Source organism: Acidovorax sp. LjRoot204 (genome assembly GCF_056175785.1).
The window spans coordinates 1-21,173 of record NZ_JBGFFF010000049.1 but is presented as its reverse complement, the minus strand read 5'-3'; the positions used below and the strand labels follow the sequence as shown (position 1 = coordinate 21,173).

Here is a 21,173-nt window from a genome sequence, read left to right as displayed (position 1 = left end):
CTTCCGATGCTGGCCCGCTTGCGGTGCATGTGTTGCGGCGTGGCAACGTGGGTGCTGTGTCTGCTGGTACTCCTGGCTGCAACCTTGCCCCGGAGCGCACAGGCGGGCGAACCCTTGGTGCTCGCACAGGACAGGCCGCAGGTGGATGCCTGGGAGGCCATCACCCTCAAGGCCGACCCCACCTACGAGCTCTCGGTACAGGACATGCTGGACCGCCTGGACGAGTTCAAGACTCCAGCACGGAGCAACAACTCGCTGGGCGTACACAAGGCGGCCATGTGGCTGCATATCCCCCTGGTTGCGCCCGAGGCGCCGCGCACCCCGTGGGTGGTCAACATTGGCTACAGCTCGCTCAGGGCCGATTTGTACCTGGCCCGGGGTGGCAAGCTGCTCCAGCAGGCCCGAGCACGCCAGTCCGATCCAGCGCAGCTGACTGGCCGCACGCCTGCGATGGCCTTTGACCTGCAGCCGGGGCAACGTTACGACCTGCTGATACGGGTCCAGGCCACCGGCCCGCTGATTCTGCCCATCACGGTCAGCGAAATGCCCATTCACCTGCGCCAGGCCCTGCGCGAGCAGATGCTGCAGGGCCTGCTCAACGGGCTGGCCTTCTGCCTCTTCGCGTACAGCCTGATCCAGTGGGCCACGCAGCGTGATCGCATGTTCGGCTTTTATGCGTTGGTGGTGCTGGGCAGTGCGGGCTTTTCGCTGCAGTTCTTTGGCGTCGGCCCGCAGTATCTGTGGCCCGATAACCCGTGGATGGACCGGTATTCGGGACCGGCAGCAGGGCTGATGGCGCTGGCGGGATCGTTTCTATTCCTGGGCCACACGCTGGCCGGCGACACTCCTGGCAGCCGGTATGCGCGCACCATGCGGTTGGGCGCGGCAGTCACCGCAGCGGTCTGTATCGCGTTGGTAGTGGGCTGGTTGACCGTGCCCCTTGCCATTGCCTTCATGAGTCTGGCGGGGGCACTGCCCTCGCTCATCAGCCTGCCTGCCGCCATGGCGCGAATGCGGCACAAAGACCCCATTGGCGCCACCCTGCTGGTGGCGTGGATCGCCTTTGGCGTGGCCGCCGGAACGATGGTGTGCCTGGTGCAAGGCTGGATTCCTGCCAATTTCTGGACACTGCACTCGTTCCAGATTGGCGCCACGCTGGACATGCTGCTGTTCTTCCGCGTGATGGGCCTGCGCGCCCGCGCGGCCCAGGCGCAGGCCCAGGAGGCCATGCGCGAGCGGGATCTGATGCAGTCACTGGCCAACACCGATCCGCTCACCGGCCTGAGCAACCGGCGCGGCCTGCAGCACGCATTGCACGCCGCGCTGGCCCACTGTTCACCCCAAAGGCTGGTAGCGGTCTACTTGATGGACCTGGATGGGTTCAAGCCTGTCAACGACGCGCACGGCCACGATGTGGGCGACGACCTGCTGGTGGCCGTGGGCCACCGCCTCCTGGCCAATGTGCGGCACCAGACCGACCTGGTCGCCCGGCTCGGCGGTGACGAATTCATCATCATGGCCCGCGACCTGGCCACGCCCGAGCAGGCGGAGGACCTGGGCCGCTCGCTCCTGCGGGCCTTTGAGCACCCTTTTACGCTGAGCCATCTGCGCATCCAGGTGGGCCTGACCATCGGGTACGCGCTGGCCCCCCTCGACAGTGACGACCCGCAGGGCTTGCTGCGGCATGCAGACGCCGCGATGTACGCGGGCAAACAAGGCGGCAAGCACTCGGTGCGGCGCATCCCCGCCACGGCAGCACTGGCATGACGACGATGAATTGCAACGCCCTGCTCCCCAGTCGGCCGACACCCTGGCACCCCCTGCTGTGGCTGCTGGTGCTGGCACTGTGGCAGGTGCTGGCTCTGCCCACTGCGCGGGCCGCTGAACCCGGCCCGCTCGTGCTGCCAGCCGATGCCCGCCCGGTGAACGTGTGGTCGGTGGCCACGTTGCTGGCCGACCCATCTTTGCAATGGGGCGTGCAAGACGCACTGGAACGCTTGCCTGACTTTGCAGAGCCCCCCAGCCGTGGCGGCAGCCTGGGTGTGCGCAAGGAGGCCATCTGGCTGCGCGTGCCGCTGATGTCGCGCGTGGCGTCGGGCAATGAATGGATCGTGAACATCGATTTTGCGGTGCTCAACGAAGTCGACATCTACCTGACCCAGCAAGGCCGGCTGACTCAACACGCTGCGCTGGGCAACCTGCGCCCCTATTCCGAGCGCCCGCTGAGGGGCCGCACCCCAGCGATGACGCTGGACCTGGCGGCCGACACTCCCTATGAACTGCTGATCCGGGTACAAACCTCGGGCGCGATGATCGTGCCCATCACCCTGAGCAAGGCACCCTACCTGGTGCACCGGTCGCTGCGTGAGCAGATGTTCCAGGGCGTGCTGGCCGGGCTGGCCCTGTGCCTGGTGGTCTACAGCTTCACCCAGTGGGTCAGCCAGCGCGAAAAGCTGTTCCTCTACTACTGCATGCTGGTGGTGGGCAGTGCCGGGTTCTCGCTGCAGTTCTTCGGCGTTGGCACCCAGTTCCTCTGGAGCGACCGGCTCTGGATCGAAGTTCACGCAGCAGGGGCGGCGGGGCTGCTGGCCATTGCGGGCTCGTTCCTGTTCATGGGCCATGCGCTGATGGGCCACATGCCACACAGCCGGTTCCTGAGGGTGATGCAGGCGGGAGCAGTGCTGAGCCTGGTGCTGCTCGCGGCCTTCCTGGTCGATCTGATCAACACCCGGACCACCACCGCCATCATCAGCGTCCTGGGCCCCCTACCCTCTCTCATCAGCCTGCCCATCGCCATAGCGCGGGCACGCCGGGGGGACTCCGTCAGCACCACGTTGCTCGCGGCCTGGGTTGCGTACTTCACGGCGGCCGTGACCATGGTGTGCCTGGTGCAAGGCCTGCTGCCGGTCAACTTCTGGACGCTGCACTCCTTCCAGCTCGGCGCCGCCGCCGACATGCTGCTGTTCCTGCGGGTGCTGGGTCAACGCTCTGCCGCCTTGCGCCACGCGGCCTCTGAAGCGCTGCGCGAGCGCGACACCATGCGCTCGCTGGCCTACACAGACTCACTGACCGGGCTGTGCAACCGCCGCGGCATGCAAATGGCGCTGCAATCGGCGCTGGCGCAGGCCAGCCCCCAACGGCTGGTAGCGCTCTACCTGATGGACCTGGACGGTTTCAAACCGGTCAACGACACCTACGGCCACGATGTGGGCGACGACCTGCTGGTGGCGGTGGGCCACCGGCTGGAGGCCAATGTGCGACAGCACACCGACCTGGTGGCAAGGCTGGGCGGAGACGAATTCATTGTCATGGCGCGCGAACTGGCCACCCCCGAACAAGCCCAGGAACTGGGGCGGGCCTTGCTGCATGCATTTGAAAAGCCGTTCCGGCTGAGCCACCTCTCCATCCAGGTGGGCCTGACCATCGGCTACGCGCTGGCACCGCTGGACAGTGACGATGCACAGCACTTGGTCCGGCTCGCGGATGCAGCCATGTATACAGGCAAGGAGAGCGGCAAACACTGCATCCGCCGCAACCCGGGCGAACTGGCGCTGGCCTCATGACGTACACGCGCTTGAGTGGGTTTGTGCATCGCCCGGTTCTTGCCAACTGGTGGCGAGTGGCCTGCCTGCTGTCGGCACTGTGTCTTCTGCTGGCCGCCCTACCGACCAGTGCGCGGGCCGCCCCCCTCGATCTGCGGGATGACCTGCTTTCCATCGAGGCCTGGCCCGCCGTCACTGTGCTGCCAGACCCTTCCGGCACCCTGCTCGTGAATGATGTCCTTGCGGAGTTGTCACGCTTTCAGGCCCCACCCGGCACCAGCGGCACCCTGGGCGTGCGGGCAGAGCCGGTGTGGGTGCGCACCCCGGTCACCGTGCCCGTGACATCCAACGGCCTGTGGGTGCTGGACATCGACTATCCCGTGCTGCAACGCATCGAGGTGTACCTGGCTGCAGACGGCCATGTGACCCAGCAGGCCACGCTGGGCAGCCTGCAGCCTTACACCCAGCGCCCGCTGCGCAGCCGCACCCATGCACTGCCCCTGGCCATGTTGCCCGGACACACCTACGACCTGCTGCTGCGCGTGGAGACCCGGGGTGCAATGGTGCTGCCCATCACACTGAACAAGCCCACCACCTGGCACAGCAAGGCTCTGAACGAGCAGATGCTGCAAGGCATCCTTACCGGGCTGGCGCTGTGCCTGCTGATCTACAGCCTGGCGCAGTGGCTCAATCTGCGCGACGTGCTGTTCATCCAGTACGCACTGCTCATCACGGGCAGCCTGCTATTTTCGCTTCACCTGTTCGGCCTGGGCACGCAGTACCTGTGGCGCGATATGCCGTGGGTGGAGTTGCATGCAGCCAGTCTGGCTGCGCTCACTGCCACCTGCGGCTCCTTTCTCTTCATCAGCCAGGCATTGGCGGGTGACAGACCCCGCAGCTGGCTGCTGCGCAGCATGCGTGGCGGCGCGGTGCTGTGCGTGGTGCTGGCTGCGCTGTATGCACTGGACCTGCTCAGCACCCGCGCAGTGACAGGCATCGTCAGCATCCTGGGGCTGGTGCCAGCGCTCATGGGCATTCCGGGGGCGGTACGCCGCGCAAGGCTGGGCGACCCGGTGGGCTCCACCCTGCTGCTCGCCTGGCTGTTGTATTTTTTGGCCACCGCCACGGTCATTGGCGTGATCCAGGGTTGGGTGCCGGTGAACTTCTGGACCTTGCACTCGTTCCAGTTTGGCGCCACGCTGGACATGCTGCTGTTCATGCGTGTGCTGGGCTTGCGCACCAAGGCATTGCGGCTGGAGGCACTGGACGCCAACCGCGAGCGCGACGTGATGCGCTCACTCGCCCACACCGATCCGCTCACCGGCCTGCCCAACCGGCGCGGGCTCAATATCTCGCTCGCATCGGCCCTGTCGCGCTGTAGCGCAGAAAAAATGCTGGCTGTGTACGTGATGGACCTCGACGGATTCAAGCCCGTCAACGATCAGCATGGCCACGACGTGGGCGACGAGCTGCTCGTGGCCGTGACCCGGCGCCTGCAAGGCCATGTTCGCCAAAGTGACCTGGTGGCTCGCCTGGGGGGCGACGAGTTCGTGGTGATGGCTGGACAGCTGCACAGCCTGCAGCAGGCGCAAGAGCTGGGCCACAAGCTGCTGGATGCATTCCGCTCACCGTTTTCGCTGAACAACGTGCAGGTGGAGATCGGTCTGACCATTGGGTATGCCATCGCCCCGCACGACAGCACCGACGCCATTGGCCTGCTCAAGCTGGCCGATGCCGCCATGTACAGCGGCAAACAGGGCGGCAAGTTCTGCCTGCGGCGCAACACGGGCGACCTCGCGCTGTCCTCGTCCTGAGATCGTTTTCACGATCCAGAGGTGGCTGCCCAGCAGCGGGCTGAAAGACACGCCTGCCATTTCCCTCTGGTCAAAGCGCTCCTGCTCCGGTACACCCGGGGCTTCGCAACTTCCTGAAGGATCGCTCGCCATGGCCCATCGCAAAAGTTCGGCCCGCCTTGCCAAAGACGCACGCGTCGCACACTTTTTATCTTTAGCGGCAAAACAGCCGGCGTTGAGCGCTGCGCAGGCCAGCACGCCGGTGCTCACATGGGAGGCGGTGGCCGCTCTGGAGGCGCGCATCGTAGGGCGCATCGTGCTGCCATCCAGCCCCGACTACAACGCAGCGCGGCAGGAGTCAAACCCAGCCTTTCAGTCGTATCCGGAGATCATTGTCTTCTGCGCCTGCGAGAACGATGTGCTGGAGTGCCTGGCCGTAGCCCGCACCTATGGCGTGTGGGTGGCCGTGCGTTGTGGTGGCCACAGCACCGCGGGCTACTCGGTCAACAGCGGCATGGTGGTGGACCTGAGCGACTTGCAGGGCGTGGTGCTGGATCCTGCACGTGAACGCGTGCACGTGCTGCCGGGCACCGACTTTGACCACTTTAACGGCGCCATGAACCACACGGGCTGGCACGTGCCCACGGGCGCCTGTGGCAGCGTGTGCGTGGGGGGCTTTGTACAAGGTGGCGGCTACGGCTACACATCGCGCGCGTTCGGCATCCAGAGTGACCTGGTCGATTCCTTCCGTGTGGCGCTGGCCGATGGCACCATCGTCACCGCCAGCGCGCAGGAGCATTCCGACCTTTACTGGGCCCTGCGCGGCGGCACGGGCGGCAACTTTGGCGTGGTGCTGCAGGTGACCTACCGCATGCAGCGGCTGGACCAGGTCTGGGCCTGGGCCATCAGCTGGGACGCCGTGCACGCGGCCCAGGTGCTCACGCTGATGCAGGCCGGCTACATGAAGACCGGTGCGCCCGACGCATTGGGCTACATGATGAACCTGGGCTTCCAGAACGGTGTGCCGGTGTACATGGTGCAGGGCATGTTCTGCGGCAGCCGCGAGGACGGGCTGGCAGCCATTGCACCGCTGATGGCAATCCCCAGCGCGCAGCTGCTCGGGGACAAGACCGGCACCTACCCTGACATGAACGTGTGGCTGGAAGACCACCCCTACACCCTGCCCGACAACCTGCCGGACGGGATCGCCGAAACCAAGGCCAGCGGATACATCAACACCCGGCTCTCGCCCGCCGACTGGCAGCGCATCATCGACTACTTCAAGACGTCGCCCAACCCCTGGTCGCTGGCCTATCTGGAGCCCTATGGCGGCGCCATCAACCGCTACCCAGTGGCCGACAGCGCCTTTGTGCATCGCAATGTCGACGCCGACCTGGTGGTGGATGTGTTCTGGCGCAACCCGGCGGAGCGCGCCCAGATGGAAGCCTGGCTCGACGGCTTCATGCAGCTCGTGCGACCCTTCCTGAACGGCCACGTGTACCAGAACTACCCGGATGCGCGGCTGGCCGACTTTGCCTCCGCCTACTGGGGCCCGGCCTACCCGCAGCTTCAGCGGATCAAGGCGGCCTACGACCCCGGCAACTTCTTCCACTTCCAGCAAAGCATCCGGCTGCCGTAACGCAGTGATGCCCCTGCCCCGTGGGGGCACGGTAAGAGGCCCGGTAGATTAGGCCGTCTGCGCGTAATGCAGACGGCCCTTACCCGCCCGTTTGGCAGCGTACATGGCCTGGTCGGCACGGTTCATCAGCGCGTCGATGTCTCCCTCCAGCGGAGGGTACACCGCCACACCAACGCTGGCGCCAATGCGCAGCTCGCGCCCATCCACCGTCATGCCCTGCTGCAGGGCGTCGATGATGCGATGGCCGATGGTGTCGGTCACTTCGCGGGTCACCTCGTGGTCCAGCATCACCAGAAACTCATCACCGCCCAGCCGCGCCATGGTGTCGCCCGCGCGCACCGTGCTGGCGATGCGCTGAGCCACGATGCGCAGCACCTCGTCGCCCGCGCGGTGGCCTTCGGCGTCATTCACGTGCTTGAACCCGTCCAGGTCAATGAACAAAAGTGCTACCGACCCCTCGGTGTGCCGCGCATGCAGCAGCGACTGCTCCAGCCGCCCCTGAAACGCGGCCCGGTTGAGCAGCCCGGTCAGTGAGTCGTGGTTGGCCAGGTAGTGCTGCTGCCGCGCGATCTGGATCTTGGCGGAAACATCCTGCACCAGCGCCATGATGGAGGTCACCTGGCCGTCTGCGTCGGTCAGGGCAGAGTTGAACCACTCGCAGTGCACCTCTGTGCCATCGCTGCGCACAAAACAGGTTTCGGCCCGGTTCTGGGACTCCTGGCCGGACTGCAGCCGCTGCAGCGCCTGCTGCAGGCTGTCGTCCATCGAGGCTGGGGCCAGCAGGTCCGTCAGCAGCCTCCCTTCCAGTCCCGCCACATGCAGYCATCCCAGCAGCTGCACCGCGCGCTGCGAGCAATGCAGCAGCTGCAGCTGGTGGTCCATCTCCACCACGGCCAGGGGGCTGTTCTCCATGTGGGAGGACAGGCGCTGGTTGGCCGCGCGCAGCGCATTCATGGTGACCTGCAGCTCGTGCACGTCCAGCGCCGTGGTGATGAAACCGTCAATCGCGCCTTGCGGGTTGTGCCAGGGCGTCAGGCAGATGGTGCGCCACTCGTCAAAGCCGTAGGGCGTGCGCAGCATGCGCTGGTACTGCACCCGCTCGCCGCTGAGCACGCGGTTCACAAACGGCATGAACCGGGCGCAGTCCTGCTCGCCATAAACCTCCACCAGTGTCTTGCCGACCAGCTCCTCCGGCACGGTGCCGAACCAGCGCGCGTATTCGTCGTTCACATAGATCATCGACAGGCTGCGGTCGATCACAGCCATGGTGGCGCCTGCGCTGCGGGTGATCACATCAAGCAGGTCCGCCTTGGACCACACCTTTTGGCGGGCGGTCTCCGGGTGCGTGGACAACTCGGGCGCTTCTGGCGTCATGCGGCAATACCCCAGTGGGGGAGAGGATCAGCGAAGGGGCAGCTTCACACACCACGACAGGGTGATGGCACGGGGTGCGGCCGCCTGGGCGTAACTGTCTGTGAGCGGCAGCTTAGCACTTTCGCCAGGCACAACCGCTCCCGTTGAACCCTTGCCACAGCGGATGCGCCTAGCGGCAGCACCGGTAGGCCAGCCCCACGGAGACCGAATAGCCCACCGGCTGCACGGTCAAGGGGCTGCGGCGCGCTTCGCCCTGCAGCTGGGACACGCGGGCCGCGCCCAGCACCACCCAGTGCCGGTTGAGCGCCGTCATCACCTCCACCCCGGCATCTACGCTGTACAGCCCGCCGCGTGGCTCGAACGCAGGCAAGGGGCTGCTGCCACCGGCCGGCACCCCAAAATGCCCCCGCACGTAGGTGCGGTCCCCAAAGCTCGCGCCCGCCCCGAAGCTGACCTTGGTCTGCTCCGTCACGGGCCAGGTGTAGCCAATGCTGGTAGACCATTGCGCGCCCCCGTCGCGGCCCAGGATGTCTTGCGAAACCCCGGCCCCCACGGCCCAGCGGTCGGTGATGGCATAACCCGCGCTGATCCGTGCCCGCAGGGTGGACCGCACTGACGGCAACCCCACCAGGATGGGGGCATCCGACCCGTCACGGCCCTTGTCAATGCGCAAGGCTGCACTCAGGCTGAAGCGGTCGCTCTGCGCCAGCGTGGCGCTGGCGCCGGACTCGCGGGGCCCCAGGCCGTGGCCCATGAAGGCGCTGCCGCGCGAAGTGCTCAGGCGAAACCGGCCGTACTCGATGGCCCAGGCGGGCCGCAGGCTGTTCTTGCGGCCATCGCCCCCGGCGTAGTCGGGGCTGCTGCCCACGATGGCGCCGATCGCGTAGTTGAATTTGGGAGCCGCAGCCTGCTGGCTCTCTGCCTTGTCGGACACCGTGCTTTCGGTGCTGGCCGCCTCTGGCAAGCCTTGGGCGCCCACCCAGGGGCTGACCGACAAGCCGGCGAGTGCCAGCGCCCGCAAGGAAATCAAGGGAAAGGAGACCCGACCGGTAATGAAACGCATGGCCCGATTATCAGTCGGCCCACTGCACCCAGCCGGTCCACGCGGTCACCAGAACGATGACGCCGAACACGATGCGGTAGTAAGCAAACGGCACAAAACTGTGACTGCTGATGTAGCGCAACAACCAGCGCACRCASAGCCASGCGCTGAKGAAGGAGAACACCAGCCCCGTGGCAAACAGCGGAATGTCGGCCGCCGACAGCAGCGCGCGCTCTTTGTACAGGCTGTATACCCCGGCGCCAATCAACGTGGGGATGGCCAGGAAGAACGAAAAGTCCGTCGCCGCCTGGCGCGACAGGCCCAGCAGCATGCCTCCGATGATGGTCGCGCCGCTGCGGCTGGTGCCAGGAATCATGGCCAGGCACTGCACCAGGCCGACCTTGATGGCATCGAGCGGCGTCATTGCATCCACGCTGTGGATGCGGGTGGCCGAGGGCGGCCGCCGCTCGGCCCACAGGATGATGAAGCCACCAATGATGAAGGTGCTGGCCACGACCACCGGTGTGAACAGGTGTGCCTTGATGGCCTTGCCAAACAGCAGCCCCAGCACCACGGCAGGCACGAAGGCGATGAACACGTTGAGCGCAAACCGCTGAGCCTGGCGCTCGGTGGGCAAGGCGACCAGCGTGGAGCGGATCTTGGCCCAGTACACCAGGATCACCGCRAARATSGCRCCSGTCTGGATGGCAATGTCAAACACCTTGGCCTTGGCATCGTCAAACCCCAGCAGTGACCCGGCCAGGATCAGGTGCCCGGTGGAAGAGATGGGCAAAAACTCCGTCAACCCCTCGACGACCCCCATGATGGCGGCCTTGACCAGCAATACAACGTCCACGCGCACTCCTTGCAAATAGGTGCGGGATTATCCGCCGTGGGCTCCAGCCCCCCTGGCAAAACGCCCGCCGCGTTGCTTCTGGCGGCCCAATCCGCCCACCACTCACTCCGCGTGGCGGCATTTCACGCCCGGTGGGCTGCATTTCGTCGCAGGGCTGTGGCGCCCCGGGAAGGGCATCGGCACAGTTCGTTCCATCGAACCCGCCAGGAGCCCCGCCATGCAAATCACCCCCGTCATCGCCATCCATCTTGCAGCCGCGCTGGCGGCCGTTGCCATCGGCCCCATTGCCCTGTGGGCCCGCCAAGGGGCCACGCAGCGCCCCCGCCTGCACCGCGCGGCCGGCTACGCCTGGGTCACGCTGATGGTTGCCACCGCCGTGTCAGCCCTCTTCATCACCGGCGGCCCCGGCCCGCGCTGGGGCAGCTTCGGTCTGATTCACCTGCTGATCCCCGTCACCCTGGGCATGTTGGCCATGGCCTTTGTGTTCCTCGCCCGCCACAACATCGTCGGCCACCGCAAGATGATGCAACGCACCTACATCGGCGCCTGTGTGGTGGCTGGCGGCTTCACGCTGCTGCCCGACCGTTTTCTGGGCCACACGGTCTGGTCCGCACTCGGACTGATCTGACCCCACCCCTCTATTCATTGTTTACAACAGGACGACCACCATGCTGCTCAACCTCCTTGTCCAACAACCCCAGATGCTGGGTCGCATCATCGAAAACACGCCCTACTGGGTCTGGGCCCTGCTGGCCGGTCTGCTCTGGCTGGGCGGCAGCCAGCTGCTGGCCCGCAACGTGAGTCTGGTGCGGGCCATGGTCATGCCGGTGGCGATGACCGGCCTGTCGGTGTACGGCATCGCCTCGGCCTTTGGCGCTGCGGGCCAGGCCCTGCTGCCGGTGGGCGCCTGGCTGGCCGCCGCCGTGCTGATTGCCGGCGTGGCGCTGTGGCTGCAACCAGCGGCGCCCCAGGGCACGCTGTACGAAAGCAAGTCGCGCTGCTTCTACATTCCCGGCAGCGCCATGCCGCTGGCCCTGATCCTGGGCATCTTTCTCACCAAATACCTCGTGGGGGTGGAACTGGCCCTGCAACCCGCCCTGGCCCGTGACAGCGGATTTGCATTGCAGATCGCTGCGCTGTATGGCGTGTTCAACGGCCTGTTTGCGGCCCGCGCGCTGCGGCTGTGGAAGCTGGTGCAACGCAGCGCCCCCTTGGCCACATCACCCGCCACCGCCTGAGCCCCCGTAACGATCCCTCAGCACAGGAGCACCCCATGCGCAACCACACCTTCACTACCGATCCCCTCGAACGTCTGGCACGCCGCCGTGCCGGGGCCAAAATGGGCTGGTACATCCATGCCAGCGTGTACCTGCTCGTCAATCTGCTGCTGGTCGCACTGTCGGTGGGCAGCGGGCGGCACTGGGCGGTGTTCCCAGCCCTTGGCTGGGGCATCGGCCTGGCCATCCATGGCGTGGTGGTGTTCGTTCTTGCGGGTGGCAGCGACCTGCACGAGCGCATGGTGCAGACGGAACGCGACCGACTGGCTGCTGCACAAACCCCCCGCTGATCGGCTGATGATGACTCCTCCCAACAAAAACACGGCCATGACAAAAACCTGGATGGCCTGGTGCCTGGCCTTGCTGGCCGCAGCCGTCATCACGGCCAGCCCCGCCCATGCAGGCGTGGGGCTCGCAGAGTTGCCCGGGCAACAGGGCGACGGCCCCGTCACGGTGTTCTATCCGGCACAAGAGGCCGACCAGCCCGTGCAACGCGGCCCTTTTGCGCTGCAGCTGGCCTGGCAGGGCACACCCGTGGCGGGCAACGGCCGTCTGGTGGTGGTGTCGCACGGCTCGGGCGGTAGCCCCTGGGTGCACACCCACCTGGCCCGCGCACTGGTGCAGGCCGGGTTTGTGGTGGCCCTGCCAGAGCATGCGGGCGACAACTACAAAGACCACTCCACCCCTGGCCCGGAGAGCTGGAAGCGCCGCCCCGCCGAGGTCTCCCGCGCAGTAGATGCCGTCGCACAGGATGCGCTCCTGGCGCCGCTGCTGGCGCTGGACAAGGTGGGCGTGTTCGGTGGTTCGGCCGGGGGCCACACCGCCCTGGTGTTTGCCGGGGGGCAATGGTCTCCCGCCCGCTTCAAGCAGCACTGCGAGGCCCATCTGGCGGAGGATTTTTCGTCCTGCGTCGGCTTCACCACCCGCCTGCACGGCAACTGGCTGGACGGCATCAAGAAGGCCGTGGCCATCACCATCATCCGCCACCGCTTTGGCGACGAGACGCTGCATGCACACACCGACCCGCGCGTGGCGGCCACGGTGGCCGTGGTGCCGTTTGCGGCCGACTTCGACATGGACAGCCTGACTACCCCCCGCATCGCGCTGGGGCTCATCACTGCGGGCAAGGACGTCAACCAGATTCCACGCTTTCACAGCAATGCCGTGCTGGCCGCGTGCCAGGACCGCTGCACGCACATTGCCGACCTCCAGGACGGCAGCCACGGCATCATGCTGTCGCCCATGCCACCGCTGGACCGCATGAACGACCTGACCCGCGCGCTGCTGGGCGACCCGCCCGGTTTTGACCGCAGCGTACTGCCGCAGGTGGACGCAAGCACCGTGGCATTCTTTGCCAAGCACCTGCAGCCGCTCAAGCCGGTCTCACTCACGCCACGCCCATGACAGCACCCGTGCGGACGCGTTGCTGCGCCCATTGAGCCGCCTAGAATGCAAAGCTCCATGCCCATGACACCCGAAGACCTCGACCAACTCGCCCGCCGCCGCGCCAACGCCAAGCTGGGCTGGTACCTGCATGCGATGGCCTTCGTGCTGGTCAACGCCCTCATCTTTGCCATGTCGCGCTATGCGTTTGGCACACGCCCGTGGTCGGTGTACCCGCTGCTGGGCTGGGGGCTGGGGCTGGTGCTGCATGGGGTGTCGGTGTTTCTGCTGGGCTCCGGCAGCGGCCTGCGCGAGCGCATGGTGCAGCGCGAGCGCGAGGCCCTGCAGCGCCGCCAAGACCGGCCATGAAGCTGCGCCACGAGTTCAACGGGGTCAGCAAGCTGCGGCACTACCTGCAGGTGGTGGCCTTCACACTGGTCGTGGCCACCATCCAGTGCACGTTCATGCCCGACAAGCCCTATGGGCCGCCCGTGGTGTATTCGGTGCTGATCGGCACCTTCACCTGGGCCATCATCGACCTGGGGCGGGAGTTGATACCGTCCGCCGCCGAAACGGGCTGGCCACACGGCTGGCAGGGCATTGCGCTGGTCCTGGTGGGCATCGTCGTGGGTTACCTGGCGGGCACCTTGCTGGCCGACGCGCTGTGCGTGCACTACTTTCACTTCTACCCGCCGGGGGCGTTGATCTCCGGTGCAGACCAGCGCACGTCCATCCTCATCACGGCCATTGCCGGGCTGGTGGGCACGTTCTACTTCTACGCCGTCAACAAGTCGGCCTACTTGGAGAGCAAGATGGCCGAGGCGCGCATGCACGCCAGCGAATCGCGCCTGAAGCTGTTGGAGACCCAGCTGGAACCTCACATGCTGTTCAACACCCTGGCCAACCTGCGCGTGCTCATAGGCACCGACCCGTCCCGGGCGCAGCACATGCTGGACCGCATGATTGCCTACCTGCGCGCCACGCTCAGCGCATCGCGCAGCACCCAACACCCGCTGGCGCTGGAGTTTGAGCGCCTGCGCGACTATCTGGAGCTGATGGCCGTGCGCATGGGCCCACGCATGGCCTACACACTGGACCTGCCCGACACGCTGCGCGACGTGCCCGTGCCRCCGCTGCTGCTGCAGCCGCTGGTGGAAAACRSCATCCGCCACGGGCTSGAGCCCMAGGTGGAAGGCGGCCACATCACCGTGCGTGCCAGCACCCAGGCAAGCCCCCAAGGCCTGTTGCTGGTCATCGAGGTACAAGACACCGGTGCGGGCCTTCCCGCCACCCTGCCCGTCCCAGGCCCCGGCCAGAGCTTTGGCCTGGCCCAGGTGCGCGAGCGCTTGGCCACGCTGCACGGTGCTGCAGGCGCTCTTGAATTGATAGCAATAGAGCCAAATGGCACTAGCGCTACCGTCACGTTTCCCTTGAAATCTGCCGCCACACCATGACAGAGCGAGCCCCGCGTGCCCTGATTGCCGAAGACGAACCGCTGCTGGCCGCTGCCCTGCAGCAAGACCTGGCCCGCGCATGGCCAGAGCTGCAAGTGGTGGCCCTGGTGGGCGACGGCCGCTCGGCGGTGCGGCAGGCGCTGGACTTGCGGCCCGACGTGCTGTTCTTCGACATCCGCATGCCCGGCCAGAGCGGCATCGAGGCGGCCGCCGAACTGGCCGACGCATGGCCGGATGACCTGCCCTTTCCGGCGCTGGTGTTTGCCACGGCCTACGACCAGTACGCCGTGCAGGCGTTTGAAGCGCAGGCGGTGGACTACCTGCTCAAACCCATCCAGGCCGACCGGCTGGCGCGCACCGTGGCCAAGGTACAGGGCCTGCTGGCCCAGCGTGTCTCAGCCGTTGCAGCAACCGGTGCACCACCCGCTGCACCTTCGGCGGCGTTGCCCTCACCCGAACTCGAAGCCACCATGGCCCAGCTGCGCGCGCTGCTGGGCGCTCCCGGCGTGGGCACTGCACCCGCCGCCGCGCCTGCCACCGCCGCAACGCGGCTGAACGTGATCCAGGCCAGCCATGGCACGCAGATCCACATGGTGCCGGTGGCGGACGTTGTGTACTTCGAGGCGGCCGACAAGTACGTGCGCGTGCTCACGGCCGAGCGTGAATACCTGATCCGCACTGCGCTCAAGGAGCTGATCGAGCAGCTCGACCCGCAGGAGTTCTGGCAGGTGCACCGCAGCACCCTGGTGCGCGCCACGGCCATTGCCACCGTCACGCGCGACGAGGCGGGCAAGCAGCACATCAGCCTGCGCGGGCGGCCCGAGCGGCTGCCGGTGAGCCGCCTCTACGCGCACCTGTTCAAGGCCATGTAGGGGCCTGACGCGGGCTTCAAGCGGGCGGCAGCGCCTCCCAGCGCCCAGCCACATTCTTCAACAGCGCATTCACTGCCGTCAGGCGGCGGCTCTTCACGTCGATCAGGCTGCGCTGTGACGACAGCACGGTGGTCTGGGCCGCGAGCACATTCAGGTAACCCACGGTGCCCGCACGGTACTGGTTCTCCACCACGTCCAGCGCACGCTGGGCGGCGGCGGTGGCCTCGCGCTGCAGTTGTTCCTCCTGCGCCAGCGCCGCGGCGGCCGTGAGGTTGTCCTCCACCTCCTGCAGCGCGGTCAGCACCGTCTGGCGGTAGGCGGCCGTGACCTGCGCGTGGTTGGCGCGGGCCGTCTCTACGGCAGCACTGCGCGCGCCGCCATCAAAAATTGACGCCGCCAGTGCAGGCCCCAGCGACCAGAACAGGTTGGGCGCGCTGAACAGGTCGGCCAGGGGCGATCCCCGGAAGCCCCCCGCTGCCGACAGCGTGAGCGTGGGGAAATACGCCGCACGCGCCACGCCGATCTGCGCGTTGGCCGCCGCCACGCGGCGTTCTGCAGCGGCAATATCGGGGCGGCGCTGCAGCAGGTCGGACGGCAAGGCCTGGGGCACGTCGGCCGGTGCGGGCAACGTGGCCGTGGGCTCCAGCGCAAAGGCGGCAGGCGCCTGCCCCAGCAGCGCCGCCAGCGCGTGCTCCAGCTGGCTGCGCGTGGTTTGGGCCTCCAGCAGCTGCACCTGGGTGGACTTGTACTGCGCCTCGGCCTGCGCCACGTCGGCGCTGGACGCCACACCGGCCGCCTGGCGGTTGCGCGTCAGCTCCCAGCTGCGGTCGTAGGCCTTGAGCGTCTCGCCCAGCAGCGCAGCCTGGGCCTCGGCCGCGCGCAGCGAAAAATATGTCTGCGCCACTGCAGCCTGCACCGACAGCCGCGCAGCGGCCAGGTCGTCGGCGCTGGCCTGGGCGCTGGCCTGCGCCGCACTCACCCCGGCAGAGATGCGGCCCCACAGGTCCAGCTCCCAGCTGGCAGACAGGCCCAGCGAATGGCTGGTGCTGATGCGCGCGGTGCTGCTGCCATCCCCCTGATTGCTCAGCTGCGTGCCGCTGCGCGCGCGGCTGCTGCTGGCATTGGCCCCCACGGTGGGCAAGGCCGCAGCGCCACTGCTGGTCACAGCCGCCTGCGCCGCGCGCAGGCGGGCAGCGCTCTGCGCCAGGGTGGGGCTGTTGGCCTCGGCCTGCTGCTGCAGGCGGTCCAGCACAGCGTCGCCGTACACGGTCCACCAAGTCTCGGGCAAGGCGGTGGAGACCTGTGGCTGCGCAGGCTTCCAGATACCCTGGGCCTGGGCGGCGGCCTGCTCTTTGTAAGCGGCAGGAATGTCCATGGTGGGCCGCTCGTACGGCGGCGTCTGCGCGCAGCCCGCCAGCCACAGGCCGCTGGCCAGCAACGCAGGCCAGGTGACCTGGCGTGAAAAAATGAAAGAGGTCATCCGTCGTTTCCTTGCAATAACACCGGGGCCGCAGGCGCGGCGCCCGCTGGCTTGCGGCGCCGCCCCACCGCCCGCAGCACGCGCGCACGCAGCCGGTCGAGCGCCACATACACCACCGGCGTGGTGTAGAGCGTGAGCCACTGGCTTACCAGCAGGCCGCCCACAATCGCAATGCCCAGCGGCTGGCGCAGCTCTGCACCATCGCCCCGCCCCAGGGCCAGCGGCAGGGCCCCAAAGATGGCGGCCACGGTGGTCATCAAAATGGGGCGCAACCGCAGGTTGCAGGCGCGGTAGATGGCCTGCGCGGCTGTGACGGGCGCCCGGCCCGGCTGCCCCTGCTGGCGTTGCCGCGTGAGGGCAAAGTCAATCATCATGATCGCGTTCTTCTTCACGATGCCGATCAGCAGGATCACGCCAATGAGTGCGATGAGCGAGAACTCGGTCTTGAACAGCATGAGCGCCAGCAACGCGCCCACACCCGCGGAGGGTAGTGTGGACAGGATGGTGATGGGGTGCACCAGGCTCTCGTACAACATGCCCAGCACCAGGTAGATGGTGATGATGGCTGCCAGGATCAGCAATGGCTGACCCGCCAGCGCGTCCTGGAACGCCCCTGCCGTGCCGCTGAACGAGCCACGCACCGACACCGGCACGCCCAGCTCGGCCACCGCGTTGTTCACCGCCTCGGTGGCCTGCGACAGCGACACCCCCTGCGCCAGGCTGAAGCTGATGCTGCTGGCGGGCGTGCCCCGGTCGTGGTTGACCGACAGCGGCGTATTGGTGGTGGTGATGCGCGCAAACGCTGTGAGCGGAATCTGCTGGCCCTGGCTGTTGACGAAGAAAAATCCGCGCAGCGTCTCGGGGTTCTGCAGGTAGCGCGGCGCGGCCTCCATGACCACGCGGTACTGGTTGAGCGGGTTGTAGATCACGCCCACCTGGCGCTGGCCGAAGGCGTTGTTGAGTGTGGCGTCGATCTGCGCCATGGTCAGGCCCATCCGGGTCACGGCATCGCGGTCGATGACAAGCGAGGTCTGCAGGCCAAAGTCCTGCACGTCGCTGTTCACGTCCTCCAGCTCGGGCAGCTGGCTCAGCACCTGGCGGATGCGTGGCTCCCAGGTGCGCAGGTCGCCAATGTCGTCGGCCTGCAGGGTGTAGTCGAACGAGGCACCGCTCTGCCGCCCGCCAATGCGGATGTCACGCTGCGGCACCATGAAAAGGCGCGCGCCCGGCTCGTTCTTGAGTTGCTCGCGCAGCCGCGTTATCACAGCTTCGGAGCTCTCCTGCCCGGGCCCGCGCTTGAGCGTCATGAACATCTGCGCTGCGTTGCGCTGCCAGCCACCGGTGAAGCCGGTCACATGCTCCACGGCCGGGTCGGCCTGCACGATGGACAGGAAACGCTGCAGCCGCTGCTCCATGGCCTGGTAGGACGTGGCCTGGTCGGCCCGGATGAAGCCCGAGATGCGCCCGGTGTCCTGCTCGGGCATGAAGCCCTTGTCGATGGCGGTGTAGAGGTACACGTTGAGCCCCACCACACACACCAGTGCCAGCAGGGCCACGGGCTGGTGGCGCAGGCACCAGGCCAGGCTGCGGCGGTACAGGCGCATGCCCCGCACCTGCATACGATCCACCCAGCGACCGATCCGATGGCTGAAGGCCGCAGCCCAGCCCCTGCGCCGCGCCGTTGCCGGACTGTGGGGCTTGAGCAGCGCGGCGCACATCATGGGCGTGGTGGTGAGCGACACCACCATCGACACTAGGATGGCCGAGGACATGACGATGGCGAACTCGCGGAAAAACCGCCCCACGATGCCGCCCATGAACAGGATGGGCACAAACACTGCAATGAGCGAGATGCTCATCGACACCACCGTGAAGCCGATCTCGCGCGCACCGTCGAGCGACGCCCGCAGCGCGGTCTTGCCCCGCTCCATGTGGCGCATGATGTTCTCCAGCACCACGATGGCGTCGTCCACCACAAAGCCTGTGGCCACCGTGAGCGCCATCAGCGAGAGGTTGTCGAGCGTGTAGCCTGCCAGGTACATCACACCAAACGTGCCTGCCAGCGACACCGGCACCGCCACGCTGGGGATGAGCGTGGCACGCCCGTTGCGCAAGAACAGGAACACCACCAGCACCACCAGCGCCACGGCGATCAGCAGCGCGCGCTCCACCTCCTTGACGGAAGCCCGCAGCGTGGGTGTGCGGTCGGACACCACCTCGATGTCGATGGCCGCCGGGATGGAGGCCTGCAGCGCGGGCAGCAGCGATCGCACGCGCTCCACGGCTTCGAGGATGTTGGCGCCGGGCTGCTTGTACACCTGCAGCAGCACCGCCGGCTTGCCATTGGCCACGCCGAAGTTGCGCACGTCCTGCACCGAGTCCACCACCTCGGCCACGTCCTGCAGGCGCACGGCCTGCCCGTTCTTCCAGCGCAGCACCAGGGGCGCGTAGTCGGCCGCCACACGGGCCTGGTCGTTGGTGGCCACCTGCCAGTAGTGGTCTTCCCGCTCCACCGCGCCCAGCGGGCGGTTGGCGTTGGTGCTGACGATGGCGCTGCGCACCTGTTCCAGCGAGATGCCGTTGGACGCCAGCCGCACCGGGTCCAGCTCCACACGCACGGCAGGCAGCGCGCCGCCGCTGACCGTGGCCTGGCCCACACCCTCGACCTGCGAGAGCTTTTGCGCCAGCACGGTAGATGCCGCGTCGTACATCTGCCCGCGTGTGAGCAGGTCCGACGTGAGCGCCAGGATCATGATGGGCGAGTCGGCCGGGTTGACCTTGCGGTAGGTCGGGTTGCTGGGCATGCCCGTGGGCAGCAGCGTGCGCGCGGCGTTGATGGCGGCCTGCACATCGCGCGCGGCGCTGTCCACGTTGCGATCCAGGTCGAACTGCAGCGTGATGGAAGTGCTGCCCAGAATGGAGCGCGAGGTGATCTCGGTGACACCCGCGATGGCGCCCAGCGACCGCTCCAGCGGCGTGGCGACGGTGGCGGCCATGGTGTCGGGGCTGGCACCGGGCAGGCTGGCGCTGACCGAGATGGTGGGGTAGTCCACCTGCGGCAGCGGCGCCACGGGCAGCAGGAAGAACGACACCGCACCCGCCAGGGCCAGGCCCAGGGTGAGGAGCATGGTGCCGATGGGGCGGTGGATGAAGGGAGTGGAGAGGCTCATGGGAGGGCTCTCCGGGTGGTTTTTTGGTGTTTTTGGCTGGATGCGCTAGTGCTTATTGGACTTTTTGCTATCACTAACATAGCAAGCGGCGTGCCCATGCGGAGGGCGGAGGCCGGGAGTCGCCCGGCAGGCGAGGTACTTTTCTTTGCTTCGCCAAAGAAAAGTACCCAAAAGAAAGGCGACCCCACTGTCTGCGTCCCCTGCGCTTCGCTACGGGGCAACCTGCGGTGCTCGCGGGCGGGGTGCGCTGCGGAACTCGCTGCGCGCTGGCGCGCTCCGCTCAAACAGCCGCAGCGAGTCAGTTCACGAAGCGCGTGTGTCCTGCGGCACACGCACCACCCCGCCCGCTGCGCTCCTCGGCGCATCCAGAGGGGAGTGGGGAACCAAACATCCCCCCGGGCCTTTGCTTCGCTCGGCCCCATCTCGCGGGCGCAAACACCACGCGCTGCGAAATCTGGGCCGAGCGAAGCAATGGCCCGAACGGATGTTGGCTGTTCGGCTGTTCGGCTGCCCCACCCCTGCTGGCTGCGCCTGAGGCGGGGCGGTTGCGGGGTGGCATGGGCGTCGGAGCGCCCATGCTTCGTGCTCTGACTCGCCGTGGATGTCTGAACGAAGCTGCAACGCAGCGCAGTGAGTTCCACGGCGCACCCCGCAACCGACACGCCGCAGGTTTGCCCCTTCGCAACGCGAAGGGGTCGCAGACTGGGGGTCGCCTTTCTTTTGGGTACTTTTCTTTGGCGAAGCAAAGAAAAGTACCTCGCCCGCCGGGGCGACAACCCGGCTCCCGGGCTCAAACCAAGCACGCCATTCATAAACAGCAACGCTTCAGGCATTCACAACCTCGGAACGCCCACGCCACCGCTGCGCCCACCCCTCAAACGTGAGGTAAATCACCGGGGTCGTAAACAGCGTGAGCAACTGACTCAGGATCAGCCCTCCCACCATCGTCACCCCCAGCGGATGCCGCAACTCGCTGCCCACCCCCGTCCCCAACATCATCGGCAACGCCCCCAGCAAGGCCGCCAACGTCGTCATCAAAATGGGCCGGAACCGCAACAGACACGCCTGGTAGATCGCATCGCGCGCACTCAGGCCTTCGTCCCGCTGCGCCTCCAGCGCAAAGTCGATSATCAKGATCGCGTTCTTCTTCACGATGCCGATCAGCAGCACGATGCCGATGATGGCGATGATGTCCAAGTCCAGCCGCGCCGCCATCAGCGCCAGCAACGCCCCTACCCCAGCGGAGGGCAGCGTGGACAAGATCGTGACCGGGTGCACCGTGCTCTCATAC

General features: G+C 66.9%; 17 protein-coding genes. 11 read left to right on the top strand and 6 right to left on the bottom strand.

Translation table 11 applies throughout. The features are described from left to right. The first annotated feature begins 6 nt into the window (after window positions 1-6). From AC04MI_RS11110 to AC04MI_RS11095, 4 genes are all read left to right on the top strand, one after another. Complete coding sequence (locus AC04MI_RS11110) at window positions 7-1,767, top strand: diguanylate cyclase domain-containing protein (protein WP_436077887.1); 1,761 nt, start codon at window positions 7-9, stop codon at window positions 1,765-1,767. A 5-nt stretch (window positions 1,768-1,772) separates the two neighbouring features. Next, window positions 1,773-3,563 (top strand): diguanylate cyclase domain-containing protein, encoded by a 1,791-nt coding sequence (locus tag AC04MI_RS11105; RefSeq protein WP_436077886.1) that lies wholly within the window; start codon window positions 1,773-1,775, stop codon window positions 3,561-3,563. Continuing rightward, window positions 3,560-5,356: a diguanylate cyclase domain-containing protein gene (locus AC04MI_RS11100; RefSeq protein ID WP_436077830.1), complete on the top strand. Its 1,797-nt coding sequence runs from the start codon at window positions 3,560-3,562 to the stop codon at window positions 5,354-5,356. The genes AC04MI_RS11105 and AC04MI_RS11100 overlap by 4 nt, the downstream gene beginning before the upstream one ends. A 130-nt stretch (window positions 5,357-5,486) precedes the next feature. Further along, window positions 5,487-6,974 carry an FAD-binding oxidoreductase gene (locus AC04MI_RS11095; RefSeq protein WP_436077829.1) on the top strand — a complete coding sequence of 496 codons (1,488 nt, stop codon included), beginning with the start codon at window positions 5,487-5,489 and terminating at the stop codon, window positions 6,972-6,974. Between the two features lie 48 nt (window positions 6,975-7,022). Here AC04MI_RS11095 and AC04MI_RS11090 read toward each other — a convergent pair whose 3' ends face one another. The 3 genes from AC04MI_RS11090 to AC04MI_RS11080 all read right to left on the bottom strand — a co-directional run bounded on the left by AC04MI_RS11090 (window position 7,023) and on the right by AC04MI_RS11080 (window position 10,246). Beyond that, window positions 7,023-8,348, bottom strand: coding sequence for a diguanylate cyclase domain-containing protein (locus AC04MI_RS11090; RefSeq protein ID WP_476497798.1), 1,326 nt, complete (start codon window positions 8,346-8,348; stop codon window positions 7,023-7,025). A 169-nt stretch (window positions 8,349-8,517) separates the two neighbouring features. Further along, entirely contained in the window at window positions 8,518-9,411 is an 894-nt protein-coding gene (locus AC04MI_RS11085) for a MipA/OmpV family protein (protein WP_436077827.1), read from the bottom strand. A 10-nt stretch (window positions 9,412-9,421) separates the two neighbouring features. Continuing rightward, the gene (locus AC04MI_RS11080; protein WP_476497797.1) at window positions 9,422-10,246 is read right to left on the bottom strand and encodes an undecaprenyl-diphosphate phosphatase; all 825 of its coding nucleotides are present in this window, start codon (window positions 10,244-10,246) and stop codon (window positions 9,422-9,424) included. A gap of 217 nt (window positions 10,247-10,463) precedes the next feature. Here AC04MI_RS11080 and AC04MI_RS11075 point away from each other — a divergent pair, with 217 nt between their 5' ends. From AC04MI_RS11075 to AC04MI_RS11045, 7 genes are read left to right on the top strand one after another with little or no spacing between them, the layout of a single operon-like run. After that, window positions 10,464-10,874 (top strand): DUF2306 domain-containing protein, encoded by a 411-nt coding sequence (locus AC04MI_RS11075; RefSeq protein ID WP_436077826.1) that lies wholly within the window; start codon window positions 10,464-10,466, stop codon window positions 10,872-10,874. 40 nt (window positions 10,875-10,914) lie between these two features. Further along, window positions 10,915-11,484, top strand: a complete 570-nt coding sequence (locus AC04MI_RS11070; protein ID WP_060985379.1) for a DUF6622 family protein — start codon at window positions 10,915-10,917, stop codon at window positions 11,482-11,484. Window positions 11,485-11,519: 35 nt separating this feature from the next. Beyond that, the gene (locus tag AC04MI_RS11065) at window positions 11,520-11,813 is read left to right on the top strand and encodes a 2TM domain-containing protein (RefSeq protein ID WP_436077825.1); all 294 of its coding nucleotides are present in this window, start codon (window positions 11,520-11,522) and stop codon (window positions 11,811-11,813) included. A 37-nt stretch (window positions 11,814-11,850) separates the two neighbouring features. Next, window positions 11,851-12,927 carry an alpha/beta hydrolase family protein gene (locus tag AC04MI_RS11060; RefSeq protein WP_436077824.1) on the top strand — a complete coding sequence of 359 codons (1,077 nt, stop codon included), beginning with the start codon at window positions 11,851-11,853 and terminating at the stop codon, window positions 12,925-12,927. 57 nt (window positions 12,928-12,984) lie between these two features. Beyond that, window positions 12,985-13,275, top strand: coding sequence for a 2TM domain-containing protein (locus AC04MI_RS11055; protein WP_056748347.1), 291 nt, complete (start codon window positions 12,985-12,987; stop codon window positions 13,273-13,275). Next, a complete protein-coding gene (locus AC04MI_RS11050) occupies window positions 13,272-14,360 on the top strand; it encodes a sensor histidine kinase (RefSeq protein ID WP_476497796.1) in 1,089 nt (362 codons plus the stop codon). The genes AC04MI_RS11055 and AC04MI_RS11050 overlap by 4 nt, the downstream gene beginning before the upstream one ends. Next, window positions 14,357-15,232, top strand: a complete 876-nt coding sequence (locus tag AC04MI_RS11045; RefSeq protein WP_436077823.1) for a LytR/AlgR family response regulator transcription factor — start codon at window positions 14,357-14,359, stop codon at window positions 15,230-15,232. The genes AC04MI_RS11050 and AC04MI_RS11045 overlap by 4 nt, the downstream gene beginning before the upstream one ends. A 16-nt stretch (window positions 15,233-15,248) precedes the next feature. Here the strand turns inward: AC04MI_RS11045 and AC04MI_RS11040 are convergent, their stop codons facing one another. The 3 genes from AC04MI_RS11040 to AC04MI_RS11030 form a co-directional block, all read right to left on the bottom strand. Further along, entirely contained in the window at window positions 15,249-16,712 is a 1,464-nt protein-coding gene (locus AC04MI_RS11040) for an efflux transporter outer membrane subunit (protein WP_436077822.1), read from the bottom strand. After that, complete coding sequence (locus AC04MI_RS11035) at window positions 16,709-19,882, bottom strand: efflux RND transporter permease subunit (RefSeq protein ID WP_436077821.1); 3,174 nt, start codon at window positions 19,880-19,882, stop codon at window positions 16,709-16,711. Before AC04MI_RS11035 ends, AC04MI_RS11040 begins: the two co-directional genes overlap by 4 nt. A gap of 825 nt (window positions 19,883-20,707) precedes the next feature. Next, a partial coding sequence (locus AC04MI_RS11030; RefSeq protein ID WP_476497795.1) for an efflux RND transporter permease subunit occupies window positions 20,708-21,173 on the bottom strand: 466 nt, incomplete at its 5' end.

Bases quoted from the DNA above. Each gene is read 5' to 3' on its own strand.
- AC04MI_RS11110 (WP_436077887.1), top strand. From the start codon at position 7: ATGCTGGCCCGCTTGCGGTGCATGTGTTGCGGCGTGGCAACGTGGGTG.
- AC04MI_RS11105 (WP_436077886.1), top strand. From the start codon at position 1,773: ATGAATTGCAACGCCCTGCTCCCCAGTCGGCCGACACCCTGGCACCCC.
- AC04MI_RS11100 (WP_436077830.1), top strand. From the start codon at position 3,560: ATGACGTACACGCGCTTGAGTGGGTTTGTGCATCGCCCGGTTCTTGCC.
- AC04MI_RS11095 (WP_436077829.1), top strand. From the start codon at position 5,487: ATGGCCCATCGCAAAAGTTCGGCCCGCCTTGCCAAAGACGCACGCGTC.
- AC04MI_RS11085 (WP_436077827.1), bottom strand. From the start codon at position 9,411: ATGCGTTTCATTACCGGTCGGGTCTCCTTTCCCTTGATTTCCTTGCGG.
- AC04MI_RS11075 (WP_436077826.1), top strand. From the start codon at position 10,464: ATGCAAATCACCCCCGTCATCGCCATCCATCTTGCAGCCGCGCTGGCG.
- AC04MI_RS11070 (WP_060985379.1), top strand. From the start codon at position 10,915: ATGCTGCTCAACCTCCTTGTCCAACAACCCCAGATGCTGGGTCGCATC.
- AC04MI_RS11065 (WP_436077825.1), top strand. From the start codon at position 11,520: ATGCGCAACCACACCTTCACTACCGATCCCCTCGAACGTCTGGCACGC.
- AC04MI_RS11060 (WP_436077824.1), top strand. From the start codon at position 11,851: ATGACAAAAACCTGGATGGCCTGGTGCCTGGCCTTGCTGGCCGCAGCC.
- AC04MI_RS11055 (WP_056748347.1), top strand. From the start codon at position 12,985: ATGCCCATGACACCCGAAGACCTCGACCAACTCGCCCGCCGCCGCGCC.
- AC04MI_RS11045 (WP_436077823.1), top strand. From the start codon at position 14,357: ATGACAGAGCGAGCCCCGCGTGCCCTGATTGCCGAAGACGAACCGCTG.
- AC04MI_RS11040 (WP_436077822.1), bottom strand. From the start codon at position 16,712: ATGACCTCTTTCATTTTTTCACGCCAGGTCACCTGGCCTGCGTTGCTG.
- AC04MI_RS11035 (WP_436077821.1), bottom strand. From the start codon at position 19,882: ATGAGCCTCTCCACTCCCTTCATCCACCGCCCCATCGGCACCATGCTC.